The sequence below is a fragment of the Bacillus sp. DX3.1 genome, from assembly GCF_030292155.1.
Lineage (GTDB): Bacteria > Bacillota > Bacilli > Bacillales > Bacillaceae_G > Bacillus_A.
Window position 1 is genome coordinate 172,882 of record NZ_CP128153.1, and the last position, 23,693, is coordinate 196,574.

Here is a 23,693-nt window from a genome sequence, read left to right on the forward strand (position 1 = left end):
TTGTAATATTTTCACCGTAACTAAATTCATTTTCCAATTAGGCTATGAGCTAAAAGAATTTGCGGAACAACATATAATTGGGCAACGAATGTTTGGTTTAAGAGATAATATTGAAACATGGAGTAATATTATCTCTGTCTATATTCCTAAATATTAATACTTTTAAAGTTTAAAGTAGAAAAGGGAACATAGAGAAGTTCCCTTTCTTAATGAAAAACAGTCATTTGTCCTTACTCCATATAATCAAGGTCAGTGTATTGAAAAATAGGATTATCAAGATACATCAATTGAGGGAGTAATAAATCTACGGTGTAGCTTAAATAAAAAAATTATAAAATGGAATAAAAAATTCACTTTTATGAATTGCATTGGCTGGGGTGAGGAAACAACCTCACCCCGGCTTCTCTTGCTGCTGCTCTATTTCGATAATGTGAATTTCACTTTTTTCCCTTGTGAAATGTCTTTTACCTCTTTATTTCTCATAGGTCCTAATTCGATCTCAAAGCTTTTGTCTTTCCAAATCTTTTCATACTGCTCCTGATCTAAGGTGTAAACCTGTAATAAATCGCCAGATGTTCCGGCTTTGATCAAATCATTAGAGGTGTAATTCAGCAACATGCCTTCGCTGATTGTATACTGCACGCCATCATTCACTTTTAGTGTAGAACTTATTGGAGACAACGCAATATCTTCAGACCCTTTGTTATCGAGTTTAAATTGGACTGTCAATAAAACAATGCCATTTTTGAAATTTTCAAACCGTGGAGCTTCAACGGAATTTGGCGTGAATTTGGTGAATTGGTATCCATCTAATGTAGCATTGACATCACCTAATTGTTCACTTTTATTAATGTTTGATTTCTCTTTTAGCATGTTCTTCTCGCCCATGTTATTAACGGTTACTTTATCTTGATAAAAAGTTTTATCTGCTGCAACCTTTTCAGTACCTTGTTTATTTAAACTTAACGCAAATTTCCCCGGACTTCCGATTGGAGCGTCAAATTTTCCTTTATTAGCTTGCGCGTTAGGAACGTCGACTGATACCGTTGATAGCTCCAAAATTTTTGTTAAATCATCTTTACCGAATGGATAAGCAACATAACCAGAAACGGTTTCCCCTGCTTTTACTAAATAATCATTGTTTGGAGACAATTTTACAGATAATTGATCTTCATTTGGAATTAAATCTTTATAGTTACTGTAAGCCTTCTGAGCGCCTGTAAATGACATGTCTAAGGTTGGCATATAATAAACATCTTTATTCGAATTATTCTTTACACTATAGTGTGCAAGAATAACCCCACCATCTGTTTGATCGTTAAAAGGAATATTAAAATCGGTATGAAAACCATTCAATTCAACTAATGTATAGCTATCAAGAGATACTGAAACATCGTTTAATTTATGTACTTGCGGTTCTTTGTTTTCATAAAGGACTTTCGTTTTACCTTTTGTTTCTTTCTCCATATATGAGATAAGCTTTGAATAATTGTTTGAGTTAACTGCCGTATCTTCAGTGTTTTTATCTTCAGATTCTTTCTCTTTTGCTGTATCCGTCTCTTCTGCTTTATTTTCTTTTGCTGTATCCGTTTCCTCTGCCTTACTTTCTTTTGTCACATTCTCTTTTTGATCTTTATTTGCTTTGTCACTTTCACCACAGCCAGTTATCATAAAGGCTGCAACCATCACGACAGAAAATAAAGATATTATTTTTTTTGACATTCCTCTTCCCCCTGTTTTTTTCTCTATTAAACTTTTAATCTACACAATCAAATAATTGGTTATATCCCTCCCTATCATTTCTACGTTTCATTATAGAAAAAAGCTTTACCTTTTACCAGCTTTTTCTAGTACCTTGCACCATCCAAGTGGATAAACATATCTCTCAAAAAGCAAACCTTATGACACAGTATAAAATTTCCTTTTTAAACGTTTTACTCTCTATTAAGTGCGGAGAACCATACCACAAGTAACGGCGAAAATTAGAGGGTGCCGGTTCACTGGTAACGGCAAACAAAAGCCTTAACCCTTGCAAGAAGCCTGAGTTAAAGGCTTGGTTTTTGTGTGTTCCTAGGGCCTTGTGGATGGACTTCTCACTTTTTTATCAGCTCTAAATGGTTTATAATTATCAGATAATAGTAGATGTTTTAATTTATAAAAGATTATAATAGATTATGATATGATTATAATTGAGGCAGAAAAGATATGTTTCTAGGTGGGGTCTAGGTGGCGCCTTGCTTTTTGTGACATCTAAGCAGGAGTGCCTACTCTTTTTTGAAAATATAGGGGATGGGGAAGATTATAATGAGCAACATGCAGAAAAAAACAGACGTTATCTTAATTGGTGCCGGAATCATGAGTGCGACTTTGGGATCATTACTGAAAGAGTTAGCACCTGAATGGGAAATCAAAGTGTTTGAGAAACTCGCAAACGCAGGAGAAGAAAGCTCTAACGAATGGAATAATGCGGGTACGGGTCATTCTGCACTGTGCGAGCTTAACTATACATCCGAAAAATCTGACGGATCTATAGATATTAGTAAAGCTGTAAAAATTAATGAACAGTTCCAGCTTTCAAGACAGTTTTGGTCTTATCTTGTAAACAGCAATCTGATTCGTAATCCGCAGGACTTTATCATGCCAATACCTCATATAAGTTTAGTACAAGGGGAGAAAAATGTAACGTTTTTGAAAAAACGTTTTGAAGCGCTTTCAAACAATCGTTTGTTTCAAGGGATGGGATTTTCCGATGACCCTGAAAAACTGAAAGAATGGATTCCACTTATCATGGAAGACCGTACATCGAATGAACCGATAGCGGCAACAAAAATCGACTCTGGAACGGATGTCAACTTTGGTGCTTTAACACGCATGTTGTTTGACCACTTACAGAGTAAAAACGTCGAGATAAACTATAAGCATAGTGTCCAGGATATTAAACGTACTAGTGACGGATCGTGGGAAGTGAAAGTGCATGATATCGATAGCGGTAAAATCGAATACCATACTGCAAAATTCATCTTTATCGGCGGTGGGGGCGGAAGTCTGCCTTTACTACAAAAAACCGGTATTCCTGAGTCAAAACATATTGGAGGGTTCCCGGTAAGCGGACTATTTATGGTATGTAACAATCCGGAAGTTGTAGAGCAGCATCATGCAAAAGTATACGGTAAAGCTAAGGTTGGTGCTCCTCCAATGTCTGTTCCGCATCTTGATACAAGGTATATCGACAACAAAAAAACATTGCTGTTTGGACCGTTTGCCGGATTCTCACCAAAGTTCTTAAAAACTGGTTCGAATTTTGATTTGATAGGTTCCGTAAAACCGAATAATGTCTTCACTATGTTGGCGGCAGGCGTAAAAGAGATGGCATTGACAAAATACCTGATCCAGCAAGTTATGTTATCGAATGAAAAGCGCATGGAAGAATTACGCGAGTTTATTCCGAGCGCCAAAAGTGAGGATTGGGATATAGTGGTAGCGGGCCAACGTGTGCAAGTTATCAAAGATACTGATGCCGGTGGTAAAGGAACACTTCAATTTGGTACGGAAGTTATTAGTGCTACTGATGGCTCGATAGCTGCATTGCTCGGCGCTTCTCCGGGTGCTTCTACTGCCGTTCACGTTATGCTTGAGGTATTAGAAAAATGCTTCCCACAACATATGAAAGAGTGGGAACCGAAAATACAAGAAATGATTCCTTCTTATGGCGTGTCACTAGTGGAAAATCCAGAGCTTTTCCAAGAAATTCATACTTCAACAGCACAGACGCTTGATCTGAGCGAAAAAGAACTGGTCTATAGTTAATTCTTTGGATGTAGAAACAAAGGTATTTAATGAAAAAGTTTAAACAACATTTTTCATCAATGGACAATTGTTTCTATAATGAAGAGATTGAAAAGGCAATGATTGAAAAAACAGAGATAAAATAAAAAATTGGTTTTCTATAAGAGAAATTCATACAATCCGATTATTAGAAACGGGCATACTAAAAGGATCTTCCAGTCGAAGATCCTTTTTTACTACTTATTGATTCCTTTAACTGTGGAAGCAGACGCAGATGAAGCTTTAGTCCCTTTTATGGAAAAAGTCTAGTAATATCTTACGTTCCTCTTCAAATAACATTAATTTGATCAAACTTTATTTAAAAGCTACACATATAATCCGGATTATCGGTAGATACTTATTAGGGGTTAGTTCTTACCTAATCCATTATTAAATGGCGTTTTTTTTGTCAGCATGAGCTCTGCAGTAATTGGTAAATGATCAGATGCAAAAGTGTTTATAACTTCCCCAGTACAAATTTTGACATCTTCAGAAGTGAAAATATAGTCGATGCGACGATTTGGTTTATCTACAGGAATAGTAAAGTCCTCATTTTGATCGAGTTCGGCAAATACGTCTTTATACTGTGCAGTCATCTTCAGAATTTCTGGACTTTCAGGTGTAGCATTGAAGTCTCCTGCAAAGATGCTTGTTCTTTCTTTTTGTTTTGCAATCTCCAGTATTTCCTGGATTTGTAGATCTCTTTGCTCGGCTCTTTTGTTATCAAGGTGAGTATTGTAGAAACGAATATGGTTTCCTTTCACATTAATCACAGTCTCCAAAAGACCACGTTGCTCTGTCGGATTCACTGGATATGGAATATTAGTAAGTAGATGATTTTTGGAAGAAAGGATAGGATATTTACTTAACGCGGCCGTTCCGTATTGCCGACGGTGTTCTTCTCCTGGTAAAGGTTCATAGTCAAGATTTGCAGCATATGTATATTTCATTCCTAAATAATTTGCCAACCATTTCACTTGATCTTCGAAATTACTGCGCTCGGAAAAATGCTTATCTACTTCTTGCAAACCAATGATATCAGCGCCCGATTGTTTAATAATGTCTGCAATTCTTTTCAAATCCAAAATGGCATCTACGCCTTCTCCATGATGAATATTATAAGACATAACTTTAATGTCAGTCTCATTACCTCTTTCAAACATTGGAGGTTCTGCCGCAAGCGTTTTACTGTTGTACGAGAACATAGGAATCATGGATAGCAATAAAATAAAAGCAAAAACAAATGATTTTTTAAACAAGTCTAACACCCTCTCAAAATTTTCTATAAAACTACTTTTAAAGAATAAACTACTTGTATTGTCGAAATATAAAAATCTTGTAAAATTGGTGTAAAGATCTCTTAAATTTGAGAGAATTGAAAAACCCGTATGCAAACAAAAACAATAGTATCCTTTAACAGAACTTTTTATTAAAAATATATAAATACAAATTAAAAAACCGACATAAAACCCTTCTTTTTAGGTGGGAGAGAGCATCCGGCCATGCATAGAAGCGGTCACAGATCCTTTTCCTGCCCAGGCATAGTGAAAACAAAGAGAGAAAACGAGTACAGGTCACCTTTTGTTATCCATAGCCGCGGCTATATGTCGAAAAATCAAAATGGATTTATATAGTTATCGATTCAAAAGAGGTGCCTTTCTAAAAGGCGTCTCTTTTTTATGCCGCTATTTGCGGGCAGTAAAAACCTCACTCAAAAGTTCTGCTAAAAGCAAAAGAAATTAGGTGGGGGATGAAGAAAACCCGCACTGATTAAAGTTTCACTTTATAAGTTCCAGGATATCCCTTCCTATTAGAAAAGGGTACAATACAGACATAAATGAATTTTCAATTCGATATGATGTGATGTGAATAAAGATTCTATATTTTATAACTAATTAAAAAGGGGAGTATGCGTTGAAAAAACGAAAAATAACTATTGCGGTTGTAGTATATACAATTTTACTAGTAGCATCTGTACATACATACACGAAGCAACTATCTCATCCTGTTATTAAAGATGTAGGGAGGTTGCTTCCGACAAAAATTAAACGGGTTGAAAATGTAGAGAACGAACAGGAATTACAAAGATTGGTTCAAGATGCTAATGCGTCAGGTGAAAAGATTTCAATTGCAGGGATGCAGCATAGTCAAGGCGGACATACGTATTATCCGAACGGGACGGTGCTAGATATGAAAGGTTATAATAAGATATTAGCATTTGATTCAAAGCAGAAAACGATACGTGTGCAAAGTGGTGCAACATGGAATGACATTCAAAAGAAGATTAATCCATATGGTCTTGCAGTGCAGGTGATGCAATCCCAAAATATTTTTACCGTTGGCGGTTCTTTAAGTGTCAATGTGCATGGACGTGATATTAGGAATGAAGCACTTATAGATACGGTAGATTCGTTAAGGGTATTAATGGCAGATGGTACAATCCAAAATGTAAGTAGAAAAGAAAATGCAGAGCTATTTCCCTTTATTATGGGAGGATATGGATTATTTGGCGTGATTTTAGATGTGACACTTAAGTTAACAGACGATGAGTTATATCAAATACATACGAAAATGCTAGATTACCAGGAATATACTTCTTATTTTCGGCAACAAGTGAAAAACAATGAGAATGTTCGCATGCATTTAGCACGTATCTCTGTAGCTCCCGATTCGTTTTTAAAAGAGATGTATGTAGCAGATTACGCGTTTGCAGAGAATCAAGACCAGAGAGCGCAGTATAGTGATTTAAAGGAAGAAAAGATTATAGCTGTGCCGAAGTTCTTCCTTGGTTTATCACGATATAGTGAGTGGGGAAAGAACACGTTTTGGAATATACAAAAGAGTTATTTTGAACGCACAGATGGAAACTATGAAACGCGAAATAATGTAATGCGATCGGATAGTGCATTTATGGAATATGAAAATCCGAATCAGACTGAAGTTTTACAAGAATACTTTGTACCTGTCGATAATTTTTCCCCATATATAGATGATTTGCGAAAAGTGCTAGAAAATGAGGAACTAAATCTTCTTAATATTACTGTTCGTTATGTGGAAAAAAACGAGAATGCGGTTTTGTCGTATGCAAAAGATGATATGTTTGCGTTAGTGCTTCTTATTAATCAAGGGCGTTCTAAGACTGAAGTGCAGAAAACAAAAAAAGTCATTCAAAAGATGATAGATGTTACTTTGCAGCATGAGGGAAGTTATTACCTTCCGTATTATTCTTATCCAACAAAGCAGCAATTGCAAAAAGCATATCCACGTATAGATGAATTCTTCCAGAAAAAGAGAGAATATGATCCGCAAGAACGATTTGTGAATCTATTTTATAAGGAGTACGGTGAATGACATATAGAAAGTTTATAGTTTCACAAAGTCTTATTATGATGGCTGGTAGTATGGTATTTCCTTTTTACATATTATTGCTTCGCAATGTAGGAGATAGTTTCTCACAGTTTGGCTGGGCATATGGTTTATTTGCCTTAGCTTCAGCACTTGTTTATCCACTAGTTGGGAAGGTTTCGGATCGATTTGGGGATAGAAAGCTATTAATCTTATATGCTTGGTCCATGGCGATTATGATGCTGTGCTTTCCTGTTGCGACAGAAGTTTGGCATGTTTACATTCTGCAAATTATAATGGGTTGTTTAGGTGCTATACAACGAAATACAGAAAAAACGTCGCTTGCAAGAAAAGTAGAAAGTAAGGAAGCGGGTTACGAAATCGGAAAATATCATGTGTGGACATCGGTCGGAGCTGCAGTGGCCATCATTGCAACAGGATACTTGGTGGATTTCTTAACGATTGGTACTATCTTTTATATTGCTTCTGCTTTATATATGGTGAGTGGTATCGTACTTTGGAGAGAAAATAGTCGAGGAATAAATAACTAATAGCAATAGCTATCAGTTATTTAATATGTAGACATTATTGGTTATATCAATGTTTGATTTATATATTAAAAAATGCCCTCTTAGTAGGGCATTTTTGTTTGTGATTTACATATGAGGTCTTGAAATCTCCTGCATAATCCCACCCATACTCATTAGGGCGATCGTAAATAAAAATAAAATAATAGCGAGTATCACAGTTTTCTTCTTATGTTATCCAAAATGAAATATGTATATTGTTTTATAAAAAAATAATTATTTACGACGTCGTCTCTTTGCTTTCTTACGCTGATCTGTATGACTATATTTTTTTATATGAGTACTTCTGTTCTTCTTATAATTAGGTAACTTAAATATAAGAAAAGTAATTATACAAAAAATGAAAGATATAAGGTTTGCAATCATCCAAAGGTTAATATCATATTCATATAGCTTACTAAAATACTTTTTTTCATGAGTAATATGGCTTACGTTGCTGTCAATTGCTTCAAGAGTGGAAGGGATGACCCAAAAGAAACCAATTAATATAACAATTGTTCCAAGAATGAAGCTGAGTATATGTTTTATCAAGTTCTATTCTCCTTTAGTTATGTTTTATTGTGTGTCGTTCATATATTATATATTGATTTCTCTTTCCATTTTTACCTTATTCATCCTTATTTGGTATACTGAAAGAAAATATAGAATAGAAGGAGCATTGCCCTTGATAAAATTTTTAGTCTTAGCCGTTCTTACTTTATTTTTGATTCCATGGAAAAAAAGAGGTGGAGCGCTTCGTACTGTGAAAGCAGGCGGAGCTGAGAAGGTTGTAAAGAGAAAATCAGCACCAATTCTTGTCATTCCCATTTTATTTTGGGTTGGTATCGCAATCTATGAATATTTCTGGTTAATTGATGATCGTGTAGATTCTATTCTTACGCATTATGCAGTCATTATCGCGGTATTAATTGGAGTTGTCCTATTTTCTCAAGAAAAGAGAGGGAGATTGGAAGTTCAATTGAAAGCAGTTGTGATGCTTGCTTTACTTGTATCTTACGGCTATTTTGGCTATGTACATGATATAGTAATCTCGCAAAAGAAATATGATTCTGTTGTAAGAGAAGAAAAGGATATTTCAGAGCCATTTACAGAAAATGATCAACCATTTACGGTCCCGCCCAAAACAGCAGAAAATAAGATGAAAAAAGTATTTGGTGATATTCCGAAAGTGGCGTATTTTGAATTAGGAGAACTCACACCACAAATGGTGAATGGGGAAGCATTATATGTCGCTCCTATTGAAGTCTCTGGCTTTTTTAAAGCGCGCAAGGCAGAAACAATTCCGGGTTATGTGACGATGTCTGGTACAAATCCTGACGCAGAAGCGAAACTGCATGTTGGTTATAAAATGAAATATGTGCCGAGCATGTTTTTTGGTAACAATTTAGAACGTGTTGTTCGAAAAGCAGAACCCAATTTAATCTTTAAAGGGAAACCGAAGTTTGAGGTAGATGATAAAGGAAAGCCATATTATACGATGACGTATGGTGAATTTATTTCAGGTCGCTCAGGCTTTGAAGTAGAAGGCGTTGTTGTCGTTGATGCACAAACAGGTGAAGTGAAAAGATATGGTAAAGGTCAAGCACCGAAATTTATCGATGGTGTATTGAATCACGAAACGGCCTCTACGTTAAACACGTATTTCGGTAAGTTTATACATGGTTTTTGGAATACGAAGTTTTCGCAAAGTGATGTGAAGCTCCCAACGGAATGGGGAACGAAGGAAGGGGTAACGCCAATCTTTGGGAAGGATGGAAAACTGTATTACTTTACGGATTTCACTTCACCAAAAGAAGGTGTGGATTCGGCCTTAGGTTACTCATTAGTGGATGCACGTACAGGAACATTATTGTATTATAATGGGAAGCAAGTAAAAGGAATTATGGATGGTTCCGCTGCGACAGAAGTGGTGGATAATTCATTTAAGAGAGAGAAATGGCATGGAACAATGCCTGTTATTTATAACGTATATGGCAAACCTTCGTGGATTGTTCCTGTTATTGATGATGGAGGCTTAGTACGTGCTCATACGGTTATCTATGCTTCTAATGCAAAGGTATTTGCGACAGGTTCAACTCAAAAAGAAGCGCTTGAGAAATATAAAAGTGTGCTAACTGGAAGTGGTGATTCATTCCGTCCAACTTCGAGTGGAAAAGAAGCACAAAAAGAAGGCGTTGTACAACGTGTTTATAAAGAGAAATCAGGAGAAAACACAATTGTCTTTGTATTATTAGAAAATGAGCAAAAAGTATTTATGATTTCAGCAAAAGATTTCCCTTATGCGATGTTTACAGAAGTGGGAGATCAAATTCAAATTACTTATTTGGATACTGGCGAAACGATGTCGTCTGTATCTAAATTTACAAATGGTAACTTGAAAAAGTAAAGCGATAGATATTCTATCGCTTTTTTTCTTTTAGTTGTACAGAGAAGTACGATATACTTGACGAAGGAATATGGTTGTAACTATAATTGTTACGACTAAAAAGATAGGTTCACTTTATGAAACTAAGAGAAAGGATGGTTGAGATCGTTGAATGAGATTAATCGCGATGTATATAAGCCTGTAAAAGTAAACAGGTTATGGATGATTCTTGTATTAGGGACGTTAACGGCAATTGGACCATTATCCATTGATATGTATTTACCTTCGTTACCTACATTAACGGACGACTTGCAGACAAGCGCTTCACTTGCTCAGCTTAGTTTAACGGCTTGTTTATTGGGACTTTCAGTTGGACAATTGTTTGTCGGTTCAATTAGTGATATTTATGGAAGACGCAAACCACTTATTATTGCTCTTATCATTTATGTTGCATCTTCTTTACTTTGTGCGGTTGCACCTTCCATTTGGAGTTTAGTCCTCTTGCGTTTCTTGCAAGGAGCTTCAGGATCAGCTGGTATCGTTATTTCACGTGCCATGGTACGTGATCTATACTCAGGTTCAGAGATGACGAAGTTTTTCTCACTATTAATGTTAGTGAATGGTGCGGCACCTATTTTAGCTCCGATTATTGGAGGACAATTGCTGCAAGTCACATCATGGCGCGGTGTGTTTATTGTTCTTGGCATGATAAGTATATTCATGTTGATATCATCTACTTTTGTCTTGCGAGAGACATTGCCACCCGAAGAGAGGGAAACAGGTGGTTTAACAGGAACATTGTCAACGTATGGTAAGCTGCTGAAGGATCGCCTGTTTATGGGTTATGCTTTATCACAAGGTTTAGTAACAGCCGCAATGTTTGCCTATATTTCCGGATCACCATTTGTTTTGCAAAATATATACGGGGCATCTCCCCAAGAATTTAGTCTGTTCTTTGCAATTAATGGCATCGGTATCATTATTGCAAGCCAGGTTACCGGACGCTTAGCAGGGAAAGTGGATGAGAAAACATTATTTATAGCTGGGATTGGTATTGCTGCTGTTGGCGGTATTTCCTTACTCCTTATGATTGTAATAGGGGCAGGACTAATCGGCATTTTATGTTCTTTATTTCTCGTTGTATCGAGTGTGGGAGTTGTATCCACAACCGGATTTTCGTTAGCAATGCGAAATCAAAAACAAGCTGCAGGAACAGCCTCTGCTTTACTCGGCTTGCTTCAGTTTATTTCTGGTGCACTTGTTGCCCCTTTAGTTGGGATTGGAGGTAGCCATACAGCACTGCCTATGGGAATTATTATTGCTCTTTGTGAAGTGGGCGCCATTCTATGCTATATCTTTATGGCAAAACGTAGTGAAAAGCAGGCAGTACTTAGAGAGAATCATGATATAGAGGCATAGATGGAATCTCCTATGCAGTAAAATAAAAAGCCGCAACGATTCTTATAGAATGTTGCGGCTTTTTTATCGTTATATTTTTGGACGGACAAGCTTTTTTATTCACTGAAATGTAATTCTAAGGAAGATCAAAGGAACAGATAAATCTTACTTTTTTGACATATTTATTGTTTTTATCCATTATTTTCCTTGTAATGGATATGAATTCTATCTTGTAGATTTCTAGTTGCCCGAATAAACAATGAATCTATGAAATTAGCAAATGGTATAGAAATGACCGTAGCTAAATATGTAGGGTGGTTGTTATCTGTAAGTTAGAAAAAATGGGAAGAGGAGTGTTTACATGCTTAAGAAAGTAAGTGCTGTGACGCTAATGTCGCTCTTAGCTTTTTCACCTGTCATAGCGATGGCTGCACCTGGAGAAACGGCAAAAGAAACGATAGTTCAGCAGCAAGAAAAGGTACCTGCGAAGCAAAATGACATCAAGAATACAACAACAGTAAGCGAACCAAAAGTAGAGAAAGAACAAGGTAATGTGGAAGTGAAGAAAGAAAATCCTGCAACTGTAGCTAAGGATGAAAAGCAAGAAGAAAAGACGGCTTCAAAAGAACAACAACAGCCTGCTCCAGAAAAGAAAGCAGAACCAGTAAAAAATAATGAAAAAGAACAAAAAGATGAGCCGAAGGTAGAGAGTGGAAAAGAACAATCAAAAGCTACAAATCCTGTAACACAGCCAACAAACCAACCTCCAGTTCATCCTGAGGAAAAATCAAAAGATAGTGCTAACGAAAAAAATGAGATATCTATTGCTGATTTCAGTGGGAATGTTACTGGAAAAGCAACATGGGATGCACAAAAAAATCATTATGTGTTAGATGTGAACGCTACAGTAACGAATAACTCAAAAGAAAAGGTAAGTGGTGTATATCTTGGTGTTTCTATCCCAGAAGGGCTAGGTGGAGACATAGAACTTGAGGATGGTTCTGAAGCTATGTCACTGCCATTGCCAGATATGGAACCGGGAAAAACTGTTACAAAAAATGTAAAAATACCTGTGCTTGGAAATGTAGCTGGAAAAGAAGTAAATAAAGATATCGGACTATATTTACTTAATAAAGGTAGATATGAATCTCTTGGCAAAATTAAAGGAAGTGCGAATCTTGATTTTTCCGAGATGAATAAAGATTTACGTTTTGAAGGGAAGGCAAAAGCTACAACTTGTGTACCGAATTTAAAGGAAAACCAATTTACATTAGATTTCTTATTAACGACTCAAAACTTAACAATGGATGAGTTAAAGGGCTTTGATGTGGAAATTGATGTTCCAAAAGATATTAAATTAACAATTCCAGATCATTATACACAAGGAGAAATTCCGGATTATCTAAAAGATGGTTCTTTGCAAGGTGGAACTGATAAAGGAACAATGAACTTAGATATTAAATGGAATGGAAACACAGCAACAGTTCCAGTTAAAGCAATGAGAGCTGGAGAAGGATCCGTATTATATTTCCAAGTAGTTGGAGAAACTACAAAAGACTTTAAAGATTTATACGTTACGTTAACTGCAAAACGTGGGGATCAAACAATTACAAAAAAATTGCCAATTGAGAAAGTAGAAAAAGCAGATTGTAAGAAGAAAGACGATGAGAATACAGGTGGTGGAAACAACAATGGTGATGGTAAAGGGAACGGAAATAATAATCCTGATACTAACGGAGCGAACCAAAATCAGGTGAAAAATCCACCAGCACCAGTTACACCAACAAACATCAGTACAACGCCTACTAAGGTAAACTATACAAAATCACTTCCGAAAACAGGTACTTCAAGCAGTGATAACCTGTTAACATTGCTTGGCGTTGTGATGCTTGCTGGTGGTGCGTTTGTATATAAGCGTAGTCGTATGGCTGATAGTAAATAATAATACGCGGTAAAGATACATATTGGATTTTTTCCGTTTTATAAAACCCGGTTGTGGAGACATTACCGGGTTTTTTTTATTTCTTTTGAAGTACGTGATACATGTTGTTCATAATGGTGTCGTATAACATCGCTAATTTATCCCATACCCAGCGATTGGAATCGATCTCTTTTTCGCCGCAGTCAATAATATCTGTATGATCCGTAATTTTATAAGCTTTTTCTACGATGATAGGAGTAATTTTCGGTATGCGAGGTATGTTTTTTAATACATTTGCAAAATTGCCAATATATACGTGTCCGATGATTTCAATTGCTAGTGATTCATCAGATATATTTAATACTGTACCGTATTGATTGGTATGTTCTTTCTTTAAGTACTGTGCAAGTTCAAGGGAGGCATTTTTTTTCTTTAGCATTCGATGAAGGCTCGCTGTATTTTCGATGTGGAGAGATTTTTCTCGGAAGAGAACAGAAATGTCCTCTTCCATAAATGTCACTGTAATGTACATATATATTTGTATTCTCCTTTTATAAAGGGTTTGTTGTATTACTGTGTGCATATGTAAATGTAACATAGTGTATTCTGTATGTGTGCTTACAGTTTTGTAAGGTGAAGCCAGGCAGTTATGAAGAAGTTAGTCGTATAAAGTGACGATACTGTGACAAAAATGGTAGTATGTGTACAAAAGTACGTTCATAAGTGCAAAATTTGAAAGGTTCTCGTTATAATAACAAGTGGAGATAGATCGTAGACGTAGATAAAAGTGCGTGTTCAAAAAGGAGGATAAAGAGAGTCGAGCAGTTTGAGGCGCGGAAGCCATGAGTATCGGAGTGGCGACGTAACGAAGGAATGCGACAGCTATCTTAACCAGACTTTTTGAACAACCTATAAAAGGAGAGTATTTGATGAAGAAAGTGTGGAGTATTATGTTGCTTGGAAGTATGCTACTTCTAGCGGGATGTAATGGAGACAAGGATGTAAAGAAAGAGTCCAAAGAAAAAGTAGAACAGTCAACTGATAGTGCAGAAGATATGAAAGTATATCGTGACGTACATAGCAAATATGATAAAAAGATGAATAAAGAATTAAATGCAGCCATGAAACTATGGGAACAAGCAAAAGAAGAAGGTGAAAAGACATTAGAACATCCACAGTTTAAAAAAGATGTGCAAAAAGTAACAACAAGTACGCTAACGGATATTGATCATATTCGTAAAGAAATTCGTGTGCCTAAGTCTAAAGAAAAAGAACACCAGCTATATATGGGGTACTTAAATGAGACAGATCAAGCGTTGAAGAAGTTAGTGAAGTTAGCGAAAGAAGAAGATTTTTCGTTAATTCATGATATAGAAGTTCATTTCTCAACAGCTTCAGAGTACTACAAACGTTTTCAAAAAGAAGTACAAAAATAACCTTGCTTATCACAAGGTTATTTTTTATCCCGCTATTCGTGGGCAGTATGTCTAGGGATGTAATCAATCACTTATTTACAAAAAACACCTGTATCTGGGATTCAATATATTGTTGGATCTAGCCCTGACTTACGATATGTCAAAGTGAAAGCTTAAAAATAAAGAAGTAGGCACCATGCCTACTTCTTTATTTAATTTCCCTTTTATACTCTTTCTTCGTTCCATCTGAAAAGACAACTTCTAAATCGAATTTTTGGTAGTCTTTGTCGAGCTGGAATACGTCTACGACTTGATCAATGACTTCTTGGTCTGGTGTATCTTTATCGAATTTTAATTTTTGTAGAAGTGGACCTAATTTTGCAATAGCTTCGTCGCCTGTTAGTTGTCCATTTGCTTTATGATCTTCAATTTTTGCTTCCAGCGTCTTTTCATCGGCTTTATTTTTGTATTCAGCTTCATAATCTTTCTTTGTATCTTGGTAGTTCGCATCTAATTTAAATTCATTAAAGTTAAGCTTTAAATCTTGAGTTGCTTCCTCTTTTGTTTCTTCAGTCGTCTTCTTATCAGATGTTGTATCTTCCTTTTTCGGGGTAGTACATCCTGTCAGTGTAGGCACAAGCATAAGTGTTAAAAGAATAGAGAGTAAAATTCTCATGATAAATCCCTCCTTATTATATGGTTCCTTCTATACAAGTTTTTCCTAATTTTATCTAATTATGTATAAGTTCAGGGTAATTTATTTACTGTGTATGTTATGAAATGCATAGTTTGCTACGTTGCACATCGCAATTTAAATCAAAAACATTTTGGGTGAATATGGTAAATCGGGGGTGGAAGGAGGGGTCATTCACCAAGTGGTAAGCAACGGTACCTGTGATGGAAGTTTTACTTTATCATAAAAGAAAGGGTCACTGTGTATTTACACAGTGACCCTTTTTTCTTAAAAGTCGAAGTTATCTGGATCTGGACCCACGCGGTGGTTTTCATTTAATGCTTGAATTGCCTTCATGTCTTCCGTACTTAATTCAAAATCAAAGATAGTCGCATTTTCAATAATGCGGTGCTCTTTAATCGATTTAGGAATTGTTACAACACCATTTTGCAGATCCCAGCGTAAAATGACTTGTGCTGTTGATTTACTATATTTTGTAGCAATTTCTTGTAATGTTGGGTGGTCGAGGAGTTGACCTTGCATTAATGGTGACCAAGCTTCTAATTGAATACTATGTTCTTTACAAAAAGTATGAAGTTCTTCTTGTGTTAAGCGTGGATGATATTCCACTTGGTTAATCATTGGTTTAATTTCAGCAATTTCTAACACATCTTGTAGATGGTGAATTTGGAAATTACTTACACCAATTGCGCGGACGCGGCCATCTTTATAAAGTTTCTCTAAGGCTTTCCATGTTTCTGTATATTTTCCTTTTACAGGCCAATGTACTAAGTATAGATCTAAATATTCTAAGCCTAGTTTTTGAAGAGTTGTTTCGAAAGCTTGTAATGTTGATTCATAACCTTGATCACTATTCCATACTTTTGATGTAATGAATAGTTCTTCGCGAGAGACACCAGATTCTTGAATCGCCTGTCCAACGCCATCCTCATTTTTGTATACAGCAGCTGTGTCAATACTACGGTATCCATTTTTAATTGCTGCTTTCACAGAATCAATTACTTCTGTACCATCTTCGACTTTAAAAACACCTAAACCAAACCAAGGCATTTTTACGCCATTATGTAATGTTGTGTAATCTTGCAAGCTTGTAAATTTCATTTTATTTCCCCCTTGCTTTTTTATTTGTTGCTTCAATTGCTTGTTGAATAATCTTTGAAAAATTATACTCATATAAAACTTTTAAACCTTCTGCAGTTGAACCACCTGGTGTTGTTACTTGTTCACGAAGCAGGGCGGGGTCTTGTTCTTGCTGGAGCATAGCAGCAGAGCCAGCGATCATTTGAATGACAAGATGCTTTGCGGTTGCCTCGTCAATCCCGTAGTTTTTCGTTGTTTCAATTAAACTTTCGGCAAAGTGGTAAAGGAAGGCAGGAGCACTTCCAGTAACAGCGGTGAGCTTGCGAATTTCTTCCTCTGTACAGAGCTGTGCCGTACCAATTCCCTTTAATAGCAGTTGCAGTGTTTCTTGCTGCTCGCTATCTACAAATTGTCCCATTGCATATAGAGAAATAGAATTTCCAATTGTGGCAGCTGTGTTTGGCATAATCCAAGCAACAGGTGTACCTTGAGGAAGTTTTTCTTCTAAATACGATGGACCAATTCCAGCAGCAACTGTTACGACAAACTGATGTGTCAGTAGAGGAGATAACTCCGCTAATAACTGTTCGTGTGCAGCTGGTGGAATGGCGAGAACAATTGTATCCACTGCAGTAACATGTTGTTTCCAATCTTTTGTAATCGATACTCCATATGTTTGCTTTAATTGATGGAGTTTTTCTTCATTTCGCTGATTGGATACAATAATTTCTTGGATGTGTTCTTTACTTGTTTTGAGCAGTCCAGCAAAAATAGCTTCTGCCATACGGCCTGCACCAATAAATAGAATTCGTTGTTTCTTCAGCATATCCTGTATTCCTTCCTTTTGAGAATATGTTATAGAAAACGATACCATTTTTGGGCGACCTTTGTAAAAAAAAATGACTTATAGCAAGAGGAATCGATTATAGAGAAGAAATTATATTAGGAAAATGGCGGAAAGTCGGAAGCGCTTTCTTTATACTGTTTATAGAGAAATTATTATACATCTGGGGAGAGAGAAATATGATCAGAAGTCCAATTTTTTTAGTTATCTCTAGTATTATTTGCATATTGGTAGGTATTTATATTCAGTCAAGTTATATAGAAATTTTTGCATCTGTCATGGGTATAATTAATGTTTGGTTACTAGCTAGAGAAAAGGTATGGAATTTTTTGTTTGGGATAATTACAGTTGCATCATTTCTATATATTTTTATCACACAAGGTTTATATGCGATGGCTATATTAGCAGCCTTTCAGTTCATATTTAACGTGTATGGTTGGTATTATTGGGTTGCACGTAGTGGGGAAGAGGATGTGAAACCGACAGTTTGTTTAGATACGAAAGGGTGGATTATTTATACCGCTTTTATTTTAGTTGCTTGGATTGGTTGGGGATATTATCAAATCCGTTATTTAGACTCAACAAGTCCATATTTAGATGCTTTAAATGCAGTATTAGGGCTCGTTGCTCAATTTATGTTAAGTAGAAAGGTTTTAGAGAATTGGCATTTATGGATCTTATATAACGCAGTAAGTATTGTGATTTATATTTCAACGGGCTTATATGTCATGTTAATTCTTGCAGTAATCAATTTATTCTTATGTATTGATGGTTTATTAGAGTGGAAGTCGAATTATGAAAAAAGAGAGCATGTAAATCGTCACGCATAGAAAGAGAGATTATTAATTAATAGGAACCCCCGCAGCAGATATGCCCCGGGGGTTTTATTAATAGATTGTTCAATTATGATTTTGTCATACCAAGAAGAACAGCACCGCCAATAATTAAGACACTACCTAGTGCAATAAATACCAACTGGCGTTTTGTTTTCTTTTCACCTAGGAAGACAATCGCCCCGAATGTAGAAATGACAATACCTGTTTGAGATAGCGGGAAGCTTGTTGCCACCCCAACTCGTGGTAAAGAAAGAAGTAAGAATAAATTTCCTGTTCCCCAAAGTAGACCGGATAAAATGTTGCGAATTGCATATTTGTTAAATGGTTTATGTTTAGATGTCAGTACAACCGCCCCAACAAACATACCGGCTGCTTGTGGTAAAATGGCAGACCAACCATCAATATTGTACCAGCGAATAATAATTACATATACAAGGTACCCGAAAGTAGAAACAATTAAAGTTAAAAGTCCTTTTTTCAATTGTCCTGGTGGCTGAGCATTTTCTTTATCATCTAATGAAGTGAAGACAACTCCAACTACGATTAAAAGGATTGCAATCGTTCCCATAATGATTGTCGTTGTTGTAGTCCATTCGTGAAAAGCGATAACTCCAAAGATAGAAGTAGCAACAAGTTGCATACCTGTTGAAATTGTAACAGTTGTCGAAACACCCATAGATTGTACTGTTTTTAATTGGTTTACTTGTCCTAAAGCCCAGAATAAACCTGAAACAAAACCAACAATTAAGATAGTCAAAGTTAAAGCTGGTTGAGTAAATACATACATGATTGATGCGAAGAATAAGGCCCCGATTGTCATACCTACCGTCTGGCTATATGCACCGCCGCCCATTTTCACACTTACTAATAAAATGTTACCCCATGCAATTGCAGGAAGAAGCGCTAATAAAATGTCCATTACAAGACTCCCTTCATGTTATTATATCGATATAATTTAAAACGTTCTAACGATCGGTAATTTTCCACGCAAGACGTAGAGGATTACCGATCGTTAAAATAGGATAAAGAATTCACGATATAAATGCGTTTTCATTTCTTCATTTTTTCAAACACCTACATATAATAACAGGAAAGTGCCTCTTTTAGAAAGTAAATTCAAATAGAATGTATATTGTTATAAATATTAAGATTCTGTTATTTAACTAGAATAAAAAAGATCCTAGCATTCTATAAGCTAGGATCTTTTTCTATAAAGGGGGTTGGGGGAATTCTTCTAACTCTATTAATTCGACTAGCGAGTAGTGGGGGGACAAGTCACTACTCAAAGTTTCACTTTATGCAAGAACATGAGCGAGTGCATAAACGAAAGCTGTAAGAAGAGCTGCACCACTTGCAAGTCCTGCATAGTCAAATTTGTTAAAAGTAACATTGTTATTCATCGTAATCTCTCCTTACTTATTTAATGTAGTAGCAACTGCTTTAGCGTCGATTAGGGCAGATAGCAACATACCCACCATGTTTACAATTTTGTTTGTTTTCATTTTGTTCATCATGCGTATCTGCTCCTTTTCGAATAGTTGTTATTACCTTGTTGCTGTCTTCATTATATGAGATAGGGGCGTGAGTAACTATCGAATTAGCTTACAGGAGGATTACAGTTTTGTAAGGTTAAAAAGCAGAAATTCTTTCGCTTTTCTATACAAAATAGCCTCATTATATGAGGACTATTTTGTATAGAAAGATAATTTTTTTTCGTATTGCGTAATTTGCTTGTTATCAATAACAGCTGTATGTTCATATATTTGTGGATCATGTAATACGGTATATAGATACTTTTTTGATAATGGAGCAATTCCATGATTTTGTTCAGATAATAGCCAAGAAATTTGCTTCCAATCTAAAATTCCTTCATCAACCTTTTTAGGGGTAGGATAAGGAAAACTTTTCGATAGGGAGGCGGTAAATAAAGTGAAACTTCCATCAGTGGGGGTTTTCTTCATCCCCCACTGATGGTTAGTTGAACCAATCGGGCTTTTACGGGCAGTTATCCCCCGCCTATCTTCCTTGCTTCTCTCTGAATCTTGAGGTGGGGGTCTTACTGCCCGTTAATGCGGGATAAATATAATCCCCCAAACAATGTGCCGTCAATTTGCCAAGATAATGTACCTTTATATGTGATGTTTTGTTCTGTTACTTGTATACCAGTTTCTTCTTCTATTTCTCTTACAATGCAAGCTGTAGGTGCTTCAGATTGTTCCATTTTTCCGCCAACACCATTCCACAAACCTTGCAAGGGTGCTTTTTCGCGATTAAGCATTAAAATGTCGTAATCTCTTCTTATAAAACAAAGTGTTTGGTTATACATCAAAATTCCTCCTTATTCTACAAATCCATTACGTTTCCAATTTATCCAGCATTATATTTTTCGGGAAATAATACGACAAAAAAGCAGCTTTTGTCGAAAGCTGCTTTAGGAAGAAGTGATTCTTTTATTAATAAGCTGTACGCACAGTAAGAATATGAGTGACATACAAACCGTTATTAAAACGAGTGTCCAAGCAAGGGGCATATTACTTGCATCAATTGCCATGTAAATGGCTGTAGGAATCGTTTGTGTTTTTCCCGGAATGTTTCCAGCAAACATAAGCGTCGCTCCGAATTCTCCTAATGCACGAACAAAACTTAAAATCATTCCGCTTAATAGTGAAGGTAAGGCAAGCGGTAAAGTGACATGTAAAAAAACTTGGTATTCACTGGCCCCAAGGTCACGAGCGCCGTCTTCAATCCGTTCATTTGCGATAGAAAACCCTGTTTTTGCTGATTGATACATAAGTGGGAACGAAACAACCGTTGAAGCGATAACAGCCGCCCATGATGTAAACATAATAGATTGTTGAAATAGTGATTCAATCCACCTACCAACAGGGCTGTTATTTCCAAAAATAATAATGAGAAAGAAACCAATAACAGTTGGTGGGAGCACCATTGGTAATAGGAAAATAGTTTCTAATAACACTTTATAACGCCATGTTGAGCGTGCTAGTACTCGTCCAATGATTGTGCCGGAAATCATAACAATAATGGTAGCGAAAGCAGCTACTTGTAAGGAAAGAAAAACAGGCGACCAAAGTGTATCAAATGCCATGGCAGTTAGGAAAGGATTGTAAATCCATATTTTTTAAAGATAGATTGTGCATCTTTTGATTGTAAATATTCATAAAACGAAGTCGCCTCTTTCTTATGCTTTGATTCTTTTATAATCCCTAATGGATAGCGAATCGGTTCATGAGAATTTGCTGGTGCTGTACTTGCAATTTTTACTTTTTCTGAAATGAGAGCATCTGTTTTGTATACAATTCCGGCATCTACATTTCCTGTTTCTACATATGTTAACACTTGCCGAACATCTTTTGTAGGTACTATTTTGTTTTGTAGATCATTCCAAAGATTTTCATGTGTGAGAGAAGCTTTTGCGTATTTCCCAGCTGGAACAGATTCAGGTGTACCAATTGCTAGTTTCTTCACTTTTTCTTCTTTTAATTCTTGAAATGTTTTGATAGAACTTTCTTTTGGAACAACTAAAACAAGCTCATTTCCAAGGAGGTTTTTTCCTTCTTTTTCATCAATGAATCCTTTTTTTACAAGTGTCTGAAATTTATCTTCTGCCGCAGAGAAGAATAAATCAGCAGGAGCACCTTGTTCAATTTGTTGCTGAAGTGCACCTGAACTACCAAAGTTAAAGGAAAGCTTTATGTTTGGTTCTTTCTGCTTATATTGTTTTTCAATTTCTTTGAAAGCATCTTGTAAACTTGCAGCTGCAGATATCGTAAGTTCAACTGTTTTTTCTTCTTTAGAATTTGTTTTTTCCTTCTTTGTATCGTTCGTACAAGCTGCACTTAAAACAAGAAGGAAAGAGAGTACTAGTACCCCAATGTACCGTAATGTAAATTTGTTCATTTGCATAATCCCCTTTCTTTTCACCAGAATTAAATATAACTAATTATATTTAATTATAACTAATTATATTTAATTATAAATATTTATATTTAAAATTAATGTGAAATATATCACTGTATAGAAAAATAGGAGAAATACACTTTTCTTTGTTACAATGAAAAGAGAAAGTGAGGAATCGTCTATGGATCATCATTCCTACACAACGGAAGAAGTAGCAAAACGATTAAAAGTATCAAAGTTAACAGTGTATGATTTAATTAAAAAAGGTGAACTGACTTCTTACAGAGTTGGTAGACAAATGCGCATTGATGCGGTGGACTTAGAGCAATATATTAAGCAAATGAAAACAGGAAAAATGCAGGTTACTTCTATTAAAATGGAAGAGAAAAGTGGAGGAAATACCTGCGTTATTAGTGGACAAGATTTAACATTAGATATATTAGCCAAACATATAGAAGGGCATTTGCCTAGTTCTAATATACTCCGGGCCTATCAAGGAAGTTTAACGAGTTTAATTAAAATGTATCAAGGGCAAGGAAGCGTTGTTAGTTTACATTTGTTTGATGGAGATACAGGGGAATACAATATTCCATATGTGAAACGAATTTTAGTTGGGCAACCATGTATTGTGATAAATTTATTAGCAAGAAATGTTGGTTTTTATGTGCAAAAAGGAAACCCAAAAGGAATGCAAACGTGGGCCGATTTGAGTAACCCTTCCATTCAATTTGTAAATCGCGAAAAAGGATCAGGAATTCGTGTGCTGGTAGATGAACAGGTGCGCATTCAAAACTTAGCGAAAACGAGTATTCGCGGATATGATTGGGAAGAGTCGAATCATATTGGTGTCGCCTCTCGAATTGCTAATGGAAAAGCTGATGTTGGCGTAGGGGCAGAAAAGGTAGCACAAATTGTGAATGTAGACTTTATTCCACTTATGACCGAACGATATGACTTGGTAATCTTAAAAATAGAAGAAAATGAACAGCTCATTGAAACGGTAAAAGAAATACTACAATCTACAGAATTTCAAAATGAACTGCGAGCAATTGGTGGTTATGATATAAGTAAAACCGGTCAAATTATATATGAAACAAATTGAAAAAACTGCTTGTCCATGGACAAGCAGTTTTTTCTATATATAAAGGGGATTGAGAGAAACAAAATTATAAGACGGGACCCTGTGCAAGTGTGTAAACGAAAGCTGTAAGAAGAGCCGCGCCGCTTGTAAGTCCTAGGTAGTCAAATTTGTTGAAAGTAATATTGTTGTTATTCATTGGAATCTCTTCCTACTTGTTCAATGTAGTAGCAACAGCTTTTGCATCGATTAAGGCAGATAGCACCATGCCCACCATGTTTACAATTTTGTTTGTTTTCATTTTGTTCATCATGCGTATCCGCTCCTTTTCGAATGGTTGTTGTTTGTTACTTTCTGACTTTATTGTACGAAGTAAGCGAGGTTTCA

At 36.0% G+C, this 23,693-nt stretch carries 23 protein-coding genes; 9 read left to right on the forward strand and 14 right to left on the reverse strand.

What is annotated here, in order from left to right:
* Positions 1-417: 417 nt before the first annotated feature.
* Complete coding sequence (locus tag QRE67_RS00995; protein WP_286123149.1) at positions 418-1,722, reverse strand: DUF5068 domain-containing protein; 1,305 nt, start codon at positions 1,720-1,722, stop codon at positions 418-420.
* A gap of 582 nt (positions 1,723-2,304) precedes the next feature.
* On the opposite strand from QRE67_RS00995, the gene QRE67_RS01000 reads away from it, so the two are divergent.
* Complete coding sequence (locus QRE67_RS01000) at positions 2,305-3,807, forward strand: malate:quinone oxidoreductase (RefSeq protein WP_286123150.1); 1,503 nt, start codon at positions 2,305-2,307, stop codon at positions 3,805-3,807.
* Positions 3,808-4,193: 386 nt separating this feature from the next.
* Here QRE67_RS01000 and QRE67_RS01005 read toward each other — a convergent pair whose 3' ends face one another.
* Complete coding sequence (locus QRE67_RS01005; RefSeq protein ID WP_286123151.1) at positions 4,194-5,084, reverse strand: endonuclease/exonuclease/phosphatase family protein; 891 nt, start codon at positions 5,082-5,084, stop codon at positions 4,194-4,196.
* A 655-nt stretch (positions 5,085-5,739) separates the two neighbouring features.
* On the opposite strand from QRE67_RS01005, the gene QRE67_RS01010 reads away from it, so the two are divergent.
* Together QRE67_RS01010 and QRE67_RS01015 are read left to right on the forward strand one after the other, a co-directional pair.
* A complete protein-coding gene (locus QRE67_RS01010) occupies positions 5,740-7,176 on the forward strand; it encodes an FAD-binding oxidoreductase (RefSeq protein ID WP_286123152.1) in 1,437 nt (478 codons plus the stop codon).
* Positions 7,173-7,721, forward strand: a complete 549-nt coding sequence (locus QRE67_RS01015) for an MFS transporter (protein WP_286123153.1) — start codon at positions 7,173-7,175, stop codon at positions 7,719-7,721. The genes QRE67_RS01010 and QRE67_RS01015 overlap by 4 nt, the downstream gene beginning before the upstream one ends.
* Before the next feature lie 252 nt (positions 7,722-7,973).
* Here QRE67_RS01015 and QRE67_RS01020 read toward each other — a convergent pair whose 3' ends face one another.
* Positions 7,974-8,288 (reverse strand): hypothetical protein, encoded by a 315-nt coding sequence (locus tag QRE67_RS01020; protein WP_286123154.1) that lies wholly within the window; start codon positions 8,286-8,288, stop codon positions 7,974-7,976.
* A 136-nt stretch (positions 8,289-8,424) separates the two neighbouring features.
* Here QRE67_RS01020 and QRE67_RS01025 point away from each other — a divergent pair, with 136 nt between their 5' ends.
* The 3 genes from QRE67_RS01025 (at position 8,425) to QRE67_RS01035 (ending at position 13,462) form a co-directional block, all read left to right on the forward strand.
* On the forward strand, positions 8,425-10,143 hold the full coding sequence (locus QRE67_RS01025; protein ID WP_286125163.1) for a DUF3981 domain-containing protein: 1,719 nt from the start codon (positions 8,425-8,427) through the stop codon (positions 10,141-10,143).
* A gap of 201 nt (positions 10,144-10,344) precedes the next feature.
* Positions 10,345-11,541: a multidrug effflux MFS transporter gene (locus tag QRE67_RS01030; protein ID WP_483298694.1), complete on the forward strand. Its 1,197-nt coding sequence runs from the start codon at positions 10,345-10,347 to the stop codon at positions 11,539-11,541.
* Between the two features lie 340 nt (positions 11,542-11,881).
* The gene (locus QRE67_RS01035) at positions 11,882-13,462 is read left to right on the forward strand and encodes an LPXTG cell wall anchor domain-containing protein (protein WP_286123156.1); all 1,581 of its coding nucleotides are present in this window, start codon (positions 11,882-11,884) and stop codon (positions 13,460-13,462) included.
* A 76-nt stretch (positions 13,463-13,538) separates the two neighbouring features.
* Here QRE67_RS01035 and QRE67_RS01040 read toward each other — a convergent pair whose 3' ends face one another.
* Positions 13,539-13,973: a hypothetical protein gene (locus QRE67_RS01040; protein WP_286123157.1), complete on the reverse strand. Its 435-nt coding sequence runs from the start codon at positions 13,971-13,973 to the stop codon at positions 13,539-13,541.
* A gap of 397 nt (positions 13,974-14,370) precedes the next feature.
* Between QRE67_RS01040 and QRE67_RS01045 the strand changes: the two genes are divergently transcribed.
* The gene (locus QRE67_RS01045) at positions 14,371-14,877 is read left to right on the forward strand and encodes a hypothetical protein (protein ID WP_286123158.1); all 507 of its coding nucleotides are present in this window, start codon (positions 14,371-14,373) and stop codon (positions 14,875-14,877) included.
* A gap of 187 nt (positions 14,878-15,064) precedes the next feature.
* Here QRE67_RS01045 and QRE67_RS01050 read toward each other — a convergent pair whose 3' ends face one another.
* From QRE67_RS01050 to proC, 3 genes are all read right to left on the reverse strand, one after another.
* Complete coding sequence (locus QRE67_RS01050) at positions 15,065-15,532, reverse strand: YusW family protein (RefSeq protein ID WP_286123159.1); 468 nt, start codon at positions 15,530-15,532, stop codon at positions 15,065-15,067.
* A gap of 285 nt (positions 15,533-15,817) precedes the next feature.
* Positions 15,818-16,651 carry a glyoxal/methylglyoxal reductase gene (gene pgoN, locus QRE67_RS01055; protein WP_286123160.1) on the reverse strand — a complete coding sequence of 278 codons (834 nt, stop codon included), beginning with the start codon at positions 16,649-16,651 and terminating at the stop codon, positions 15,818-15,820.
* Between the two features lies 1 nt (position 16,652).
* Entirely contained in the window at positions 16,653-17,456 is an 804-nt protein-coding gene (proC, locus tag QRE67_RS01060; protein WP_286123161.1) for a pyrroline-5-carboxylate reductase, read from the reverse strand.
* 197 nt (positions 17,457-17,653) lie between these two features.
* Between proC and pnuC the strand changes: the two genes are divergently transcribed.
* On the forward strand, positions 17,654-18,304 hold the full coding sequence (gene pnuC, locus QRE67_RS01065) for a nicotinamide riboside transporter PnuC (protein ID WP_286123162.1): 651 nt from the start codon (positions 17,654-17,656) through the stop codon (positions 18,302-18,304).
* 73 nt (positions 18,305-18,377) lie between these two features.
* On the opposite strand, the gene QRE67_RS01070 is transcribed toward pnuC, so the two are convergent.
* The 6 genes from QRE67_RS01070 to modA all read right to left on the reverse strand — a co-directional run bounded on the left by QRE67_RS01070 (position 18,378) and on the right by modA (position 22,228).
* Positions 18,378-19,229, reverse strand: coding sequence for a GRP family sugar transporter (locus tag QRE67_RS01070; protein WP_286123163.1), 852 nt, complete (start codon positions 19,227-19,229; stop codon positions 18,378-18,380).
* 376 nt (positions 19,230-19,605) lie between these two features.
* Positions 19,606-19,710: a DUF3948 family protein gene (locus QRE67_RS01075; RefSeq protein ID WP_286123164.1), complete on the reverse strand. Its 105-nt coding sequence runs from the start codon at positions 19,708-19,710 to the stop codon at positions 19,606-19,608.
* Between the two features lie 285 nt (positions 19,711-19,995).
* Complete coding sequence (locus QRE67_RS01080; protein ID WP_286123165.1) at positions 19,996-20,271, reverse strand: NUDIX hydrolase; 276 nt, start codon at positions 20,269-20,271, stop codon at positions 19,996-19,998.
* Between the two features lie 95 nt (positions 20,272-20,366).
* Entirely contained in the window at positions 20,367-20,636 is a 270-nt protein-coding gene (locus QRE67_RS01085) for an NUDIX domain-containing protein (RefSeq protein WP_286123166.1), read from the reverse strand.
* Positions 20,637-20,741: 105 nt separating this feature from the next.
* On the reverse strand, positions 20,742-21,416 hold the full coding sequence (modB, locus tag QRE67_RS01090) for a molybdate ABC transporter permease subunit (RefSeq protein WP_286123167.1): 675 nt from the start codon (positions 21,414-21,416) through the stop codon (positions 20,742-20,744).
* 5 nt (positions 21,417-21,421) lie between these two features.
* On the reverse strand, positions 21,422-22,228 hold the full coding sequence (gene modA / locus QRE67_RS01095) for a molybdate ABC transporter substrate-binding protein (protein WP_286123168.1): 807 nt from the start codon (positions 22,226-22,228) through the stop codon (positions 21,422-21,424).
* A gap of 154 nt (positions 22,229-22,382) precedes the next feature.
* On the opposite strand from modA, the gene QRE67_RS01100 reads away from it, so the two are divergent.
* Positions 22,383-23,330 carry a helix-turn-helix transcriptional regulator gene (locus QRE67_RS01100; RefSeq protein WP_286123169.1) on the forward strand — a complete coding sequence of 316 codons (948 nt, stop codon included), beginning with the start codon at positions 22,383-22,385 and terminating at the stop codon, positions 23,328-23,330.
* A gap of 64 nt (positions 23,331-23,394) precedes the next feature.
* On the opposite strand, the gene QRE67_RS01105 is transcribed toward QRE67_RS01100, so the two are convergent.
* The gene (locus QRE67_RS01105; RefSeq protein ID WP_286123170.1) at positions 23,395-23,505 is read right to left on the reverse strand and encodes a DUF3948 family protein; all 111 of its coding nucleotides are present in this window, start codon (positions 23,503-23,505) and stop codon (positions 23,395-23,397) included.
* Positions 23,506-23,693 lie beyond the last annotated feature (188 nt).